The 6,744-nt window shown below is 40.5% G+C and carries 6 protein-coding genes; all 6 read right to left on the bottom strand.

What is annotated here, in order from left to right; genetic code table 11:
* Window positions 1-201: 201 nt before the first annotated feature.
* The 6 genes from JCM12304_RS18635 to JCM12304_RS18610 all read right to left on the bottom strand — a co-directional run bounded on the left by JCM12304_RS18635 (window position 202) and on the right by JCM12304_RS18610 (window position 6,458).
* Window positions 202-1,596, bottom strand: a complete 1,395-nt coding sequence (locus tag JCM12304_RS18635; protein ID WP_060681978.1) for a sulfatase family protein — start codon at window positions 1,594-1,596, stop codon at window positions 202-204.
* Between the two features lie 17 nt (window positions 1,597-1,613).
* Window positions 1,614-2,291 carry a response regulator gene (locus JCM12304_RS18630; protein ID WP_060681977.1) on the bottom strand — a complete coding sequence of 226 codons (678 nt, stop codon included), beginning with the start codon at window positions 2,289-2,291 and terminating at the stop codon, window positions 1,614-1,616.
* Between the two features lie 15 nt (window positions 2,292-2,306).
* Window positions 2,307-3,692 carry an ATP-binding protein gene (locus tag JCM12304_RS18625; RefSeq protein WP_082388083.1) on the bottom strand — a complete coding sequence of 462 codons (1,386 nt, stop codon included), beginning with the start codon at window positions 3,690-3,692 and terminating at the stop codon, window positions 2,307-2,309.
* A gap of 191 nt (window positions 3,693-3,883) precedes the next feature.
* A complete protein-coding gene (locus JCM12304_RS18620) occupies window positions 3,884-4,906 on the bottom strand; it encodes an ABC transporter substrate-binding protein (RefSeq protein ID WP_082388082.1) in 1,023 nt (340 codons plus the stop codon).
* A 23-nt stretch (window positions 4,907-4,929) separates the two neighbouring features.
* Complete coding sequence (locus JCM12304_RS18615; RefSeq protein WP_060681975.1) at window positions 4,930-5,721, bottom strand: ABC transporter ATP-binding protein; 792 nt, start codon at window positions 5,719-5,721, stop codon at window positions 4,930-4,932.
* Window positions 5,697-6,458: an ABC transporter permease gene (locus JCM12304_RS18610; protein ID WP_256200869.1), complete on the bottom strand. Its 762-nt coding sequence runs from the start codon at window positions 6,456-6,458 to the stop codon at window positions 5,697-5,699. Before JCM12304_RS18610 ends, JCM12304_RS18615 begins: the two co-directional genes overlap by 25 nt.
* Between the last annotated feature and the right edge of the window lie 286 nt (window positions 6,459-6,744).

The raw sequence follows: 6,744 nt of genomic DNA, 5'->3' as shown, positions 1-6,744 counted from the left end.
GCTATATCGACCCCCAATGTCCGTCATAGCCTGGATGATAGACATTAAGATCGCAAAATAGACATTATGACCGCAAAATCGTGCCCCTATGTCCGTCATGGCACAAATGATAGACATTAAGAGCTCAAAAGCCTAGCATAACTTACAAAAACGAAGAGCCTGGAGGAAATTACCTCCAGGTCTCATTTCTTCTACCATCTGTTATTCCGTATCCTGCACTTCTTCCTTCAATCGATATAGCTCTTGCTTCAACTCTTTTACCACTTCTTCGTATGATTTATCATGATAAACGTTTGCCATCTCATATGGATCTTTTTTCAGATCATATAATTCCCACTCCGGCTCTCTGTATTCATCTACCGCGTCCGCAGCTCCGAGTGCTTCACCATAATAATAGATTAATTTATAATCATGTGTGCGGATACCGTAATGTGCACCTACTTTATGCTCCTTACTTAAGTGTTCCCAGTAACGATAGTACATGGAAGTCTGCCAATCAGCTGGCGTATCTTCCTCTAATACCGGTCTAAGGCTTCTCCCCTGCATAAAATCAGGAACAGGAACTCCTGCATAATCGAGAAACGTCTCTGCAAAGTCTACATTTAGCGCAAAGTCCTTTGTCGTAGAGCCTGGGCGAATTGCTTTAGGGTAACGAATGATGAATGGCATGCGGAGCGACTCTTCATACATGAAGCGTTTATCATACCAGCCGTGATCCCCTAGGAAAAATCCCTGATCAGAGGTGTAAATCACAATTGTATTTTCTGCGAGTCCTTCATCCTCCAAAAAGTCCAACACTCTGCCAACATTATCATCGATAGAAGCAACACAGCGCAGGTAATCCTTTATATATCTTTGATAATACCAGCTTTTCAATTCTTTATCTGAAAGTCCTTCCGGCGGATCTGCTTTTACATCACGTTTCATTAAATCACGGTCAATGCGCATAGTAGCTTCCTTTGCTGCCTCCGCTTTACCCTCATAGTCATCATGGAAGCTGTATGGCTCAGGAATATCAATGTCTTCATACATATGTTTATGCTTCTCATCCGGTTCCCACGGGCGATGTGGTGCTTTATGATGATACATGAGCATAAACGGTTTTTCTTTATCCCTATTCTTCATCCAATCAAGGGAGAGATCTGTTATCACATCTGTCACATATCCCTTGGCCACCTTTTCTTCTCCCATTTCAATCATGGTAGGGTCATGATAATCTCCTTGGCCAGGCAAGACATTCCAATAATCAAAGTCAGCTGGATCATGGTGACCGCCATGGCCAAGATGCCATTTTCCAATTAATGCTGTCTGGTAGCCATTTTCCTTTAACAGTCGCTGGACAGTTGTTTGTCTGCTGTCAAATTGATCACCAAGTGTTTTTACCCCATTTTTGTGATTATACTGTCCGGTAAGAATTGCAGCACGACTTGGGGCACAAATGGAATTTGTACAAAAACAGTTGTCAAAGCGCATCCCTTCATTTGCTATTCTATCCAAATTCGGTGTTTCATTAATCGCACTTCCATAACAACTCATGGCATGGGAAGCATGGTCATCACTCATCATAAAAATAATATTTGGCTGTTCGTTTGGCATAAATCATTCTCCTTTTCTCATTCAAATAGATGTGTCAGATTTAGATTTTTTATTGTTTTGGTTATTTCTTTCGTTCGTGAAGCACCTAATTTTTTAAGTAACGTATTAATTTGAGATTTAATTGTTGCCATCTCAACGCCTCTTATTTCTGCGATTTTCTTAACCTTATTATTATCTAGCAGAAGACGTATCAGCTCTCGTTCTGTTTTCGTTAAGTTGGATAAATTATTTACAAAAAAGAGCAGACTTTTTTCGGATTCCTGTAGCCGTTTATATTCTTGTAAAACCAGTTCCTTGACCCTGCCCTCCAGCACGGTTTTTCCTTCATAAGCGTCGCGGATCCGACTAACTATTTTTTCTTCCGGAGCTCCTTTAACGATATAATCGACGGCCCCCGTTCCCATTGCGGTGAGGATCATTTCCTTCGTTTCATGTGCGGTAAGGTAAATAATTTTCTCCTCTTTATTTTTGTCTCGGATGGCTTCAGCTGCCCGGATCCCTGCATAGACGCTTTCCATTTCAACATCCATTAAAATAATGTCATGCTCCACGCTGTCGGCAAGCTTTAATATTTCCGCTCCATTGCCAGCAGCTCCCATAACTGCCATATCGTTCTGTGTGGAAATTGTCTCGACAAGGTCTTCTCTTAATAGGGCAAAATCCTCTGCAATGATCACTTTTATCTTTTCTTTCACATGCAACACTTCCATTTACTTAAATTTCGGCAGGAACAGAAAGAATGTCGTTCCTTCTCCTTCTTTACTTTCAAAGCGCAGGATCCCTAAATGCTCTTTGACAATGGTATGCACGTAATGAAGGCCCATCCCCCAATTGAAGTTAGAGTTTTTTGTGGAATAGAATGGTTCCATAATTTTTTTGGTATCTGTTTTCTTAATTCCAGTACCGACATCCCGTATTTCAATAACCGTATATTGCCTCGTATTATAACTTCTGAGAAAAATCCCTGGGCTATCGTTCAGATTTTTATGCTCAACTGCCTCTTGGGCATTTGTAAGCAGGTTGTAGATTGCTTCACTGAGAAGTGGTGCATCAGCAAGGATTTCCGCTTCATCTGTAAGCGTTAGTTGCACTTTTTTTTCAGGGTATTTATTGTGAAACTTATCCATGGAATGAGAGACGACCTCCGCAATGGTTACTGGCACGAGATGGACCGTTTGTGCTTTTACGGATTGATACAGCTCCTCCACTCGCTCGAGCATCATATTATTTCGTTCCTCCAGCTGATCTGTATAATTTTTTATAGTTGCTGGATCTATGCTTCGGTCCAGCTCCGCATTCATTCTTTTAAAAATTACCCTATTAGCAAGAAGTTGATTTTTTATACTATGAACAAAGACGGTTGCTCCTGCGCTGGCCGCTTTATAATTCCGCTGAATTTTTATTTCCTCTTTGTCTGTATCAAACATTTCCTTTGTATATTTCAGCAATCCAGCAAATCCGACTACTGCTAGTGCAATATTAATAATTACAAGTGTAAGGTAAGCTGGAACAGAAAGAACCGCATCCATATAGTAGATTCCATTTCCCCAATAATAAAATTGATAGATTTGGATCGGATTTTGTCCAAAATAAAGCAGATAGAGAAAGGTAATGGAAAAGATAAATAAAATGATAACCATAAACCTGCTTTGGAAGATCCTGATTTGGATGGAAACCGCTTCCACAATTAATAAAAGAAATGCCAGAATAACGTAGATAAGTACCCAGATTAATGAAAAGTCACTTACCAGCTCGTTATAGCCACCCGTAGGACTTGTATACATATGGAAAATATCCGGGTGATACAATACTAAAGAGAAGAGTGGCGGAAGAAACGCCAGCTTAACCACCCATTTATTCCTCTTTATAAACGCCTGCTCCGAGTAATGCATGGCAAGTAATAGTAAAAAAAGTGGGAATATGTAACGTCCAATAGCAACCATATAGCCTAGTGTATCAAGGGTTATATAGAAATACTGTGCATAGGATTTTATGACTGGATTGAAGAAATAGAAATCCTGCAGCTTCTCGGATATCCCACCCTTTTCGCAATGTAAAGCATAATTCCTATCAATAATACAGCTAGGCTGGAACACATACCAAAAATATAAAAAGTTTCCTTATTTCTTTTGACAAGTAATACAAGAATGGAAATGAGAATTAGAAAAAGCATGAGTATAATGAGCATGGTAATCACCTGTTATCAATTCATACAGACCCATTTCTTAGAAACAGGCCTGTATGGTTGGAATATATTCATTTTAACCCATTCTTTTAATATTGCGTATTATTCAGCAGCTTTTTTCATATTTTCCAACATGAGATATTCACTCACATCCACTTTATCTTCCTCTGTAAGACGGCCAGATTCTATAAAGTTTTCCTGTTGTGTTTGATAGTACTGTTCGATGGTTCCGTCTTCAAGCATTGTCAGAATTTCCTCTGGTTTCTTCCAGTCTCCGTCACCTGTTTGGGCAAGGACAGCATCCTCCTCAACGGCACTTTGTTTCGCTACCCATTTTGCAACCTCTTCCGGATTGTCAATATGATACTCCATACCTGCATATAATCCCTTTGTGAATTTCTCAATTGTTTTTTTGTTTTCCTCTGCATAAGAAGGAGAAACTACCCAAGATGCAATAGATGGGAATTGCTCTGCATATCTCGCATTATTTGTAAGCATTTCTGCCTTGTCACCCATTTCTTCCTTAATCGTGTTCGTATTTGGAGACCATGTAGCAACAGCATCTACGCCACCTGACACCATTGCAGTTACAATAGCTGAAGCATCCATATCAACAAGCGTTACATCATCTTTAGAAATCCCTGCCTCTTGAAGAGTCAAATCAAGAATAGTTTCACTTGATGTACCTGTAGCAACACCAATCTCTTTACCTTTTAAATCCTCAATGGTTTTTACACCTTTTTCGGTATTTCCAATTACTTCATCCGCATTTCCTAAATGAGAGAATGCGAAGATTTTTGCTTGCCCTTGGATTGGTAAAACATGGGCGCCTGGTCCAATATAACCTGCATCAATACTACCGGATTCCAATGCGGCAATGATCGTTGGACCATCTGCAAATTCAACAAGCTCCACTTCCAGCCCTTGCTCCTCAAAGCTACCTGTTTCTATACCGGCTACAACAGAGTTCATGCTTGCATAGTTTGGCATATATCCTACTTTAAATGTTTCTGTCTTTTTTCCATCTGATTTTCCTTGTGCCGAATCTGACTCGGAGTCTGACCCACAACCAATTAACAAGACTGCAAGAATTGCTACCACTAAAAAGATGTAAATTTTTTTCATTTCCTTCTCCCCTATCTATATGATTATTTCCTTACTGCCAAATATTCTTGATAAACCTGACCCCATACGTAGTTTTTCACATCAAGGAATTCCTGTGTCATCCTTGTTTCCTGATTTCGAGGGTACGATATTTTCACATCAACAACTTCTTTGATTCTTCCAGGTCTAGCACTCATGATGACGACTTTTTGGCCTAGTAAAATTGCCTCTTCCACATCATGGGTAATAAAAAAGCATGTCTTCTGTTCACTATCCCAAGTATGTAGCAATTCCTCCTGGAGTTGGGTACGCGTTTGCGCATCCAAGGCACCAAATGGTTCATCCATTAAGAGTACACTCGGGTTCGCCGCATAGGCTCTGGCAATGGCCACTCGTTGCTTCATTCCCCCTGAAAGCTCTTTTGGATAATGATTAACAAAATCCTGTAAATCAACTAGCTTAATATATTTGTTTGCTATTTCATCCGCTTTTTTCCCCTTAATTCCTTGCAGATTCAATCCGAATTGTACGTTACCCTTCACAGTCAGCCAAGGGAATAACGCATATTGCTGAAACACGACCCCTCTTTCGGTGCCAGTTCCGGTGATCTCCTTCCCGTCACAACGAACGACTCCACTCGTTGGCTTTTCCAATCCGGCAATAATATTTAAAAGTGTTGATTTACCACAGCCGGAGGGCCCGACAACGGTTACAAATTCATTTTCATGGATATCAAGATCCACGCCATTTAATGCAACAACCTCCCCATTTCGGGAATCAAACACCTTTTTCACCTGGTCAATCTTCACTTTTACACGTCTCGTTTCTCCTGCCATCCGGTTAACCTCCTCTCAAGCAATTTAACTAACCTTTCAAAAATAAGTCCGATAATCCCAATGATAATGATGTAGAGTAACATTGGAGAGGACTCGAATGTATTGCTTAATGCACGGATTCGCATACCAAGACCCGCTTGGGCACCGGTTGATTCAGCAGCAATCAAAGAAGTGAGCCCTACTGCAGTACCTAACCGAATAGCTGTAATGATAAATGGCAGTGATGCTGGTGCAACTACCTTCATGAAAATATCCCTGTCTCTGGCTCCTAACACTTTTGCTGCTTTAATCAGGGTTGGATCAATATTTTTAATCCCCTGGTAAATGGTTATTGACATAATTAAAAATGTAGCAATCGTAATAACAATAATTTGTGGTGTACGACCAACACCTGCTGAAATAACTACTAGTGGCACATACGCCAAAGGTGGGATATTCCGGATAAATTGGATCCATGGCTCAATGATAAAACGAACCGGTTTATACCATGCCATCACAATTGCAACAGGCAGAGATAAAATAAAACCAATGGAGAAACCGGAAGTAACCGATATCAAACTACTAGTAATATCCTTCCAAAATACACCCCGCTGCATCATGGTCCCAATGGATTCGGTAACCAAAAATATATTTGGGAAGCTGCGGGAAGTCGAAGGAATTAATGAAAGAATGGTCCAAAATAAAAGAGCTGCAAGCAATGATAATGCCAACCAACCACCATTTGGTATCCTTTCCACCAATCTAGCTTCACCTTTTTCTCTCCCGCGGCCTCATTCATAACTGTATGCGTTTTCATAAGTGACCCCCACATTTAATTTATTGATCTCATCGTATCACGGCGGATGAATTCTGATAAGTTTGATTTTTTTTACAACCTTTTTGGGGAGGGATTGGGTGGAGGTGAGTTATTTGATGCGGTTTTCTCATTTGGGTGTGGCTGCCTCTCATATTTGGGGCGGCTCTCTCATTTGAGTGCGGCTGTCTCTCATATTTGGCGCGGCTCTCTCATTTCGGATGCGGCTG

The organism is Virgibacillus halodenitrificans JCM 12304 (assembly GCF_001310895.1).
GTDB classification, from domain to species: Bacteria; Bacillota; Bacilli; order Bacillales; family Amphibacillaceae; genus Virgibacillus_Q; species Virgibacillus_Q halodenitrificans.
Note: the sequence above shows the minus strand (reverse complement) of the source record. Positions and strands in the feature narration are given on the sequence as shown.

What these genes read in the sequence shown, in the direction of transcription:
- JCM12304_RS18615 (WP_060681975.1), bottom strand. Translation starts at nt 5,721, where the DNA reads ATGGCAGGAGAAACGAGACGTGTAAAAGTGAAGATTGACCAGGTGAAA.
- JCM12304_RS18635 (WP_060681978.1), bottom strand. Translation starts at nt 1,596, where the DNA reads ATGCCAAACGAACAGCCAAATATTATTTTTATGATGAGTGATGACCAT.
- JCM12304_RS18620 (WP_082388082.1), bottom strand. Translation starts at nt 4,906, where the DNA reads ATGAAAAAAATTTACATCTTTTTAGTGGTAGCAATTCTTGCAGTCTTG.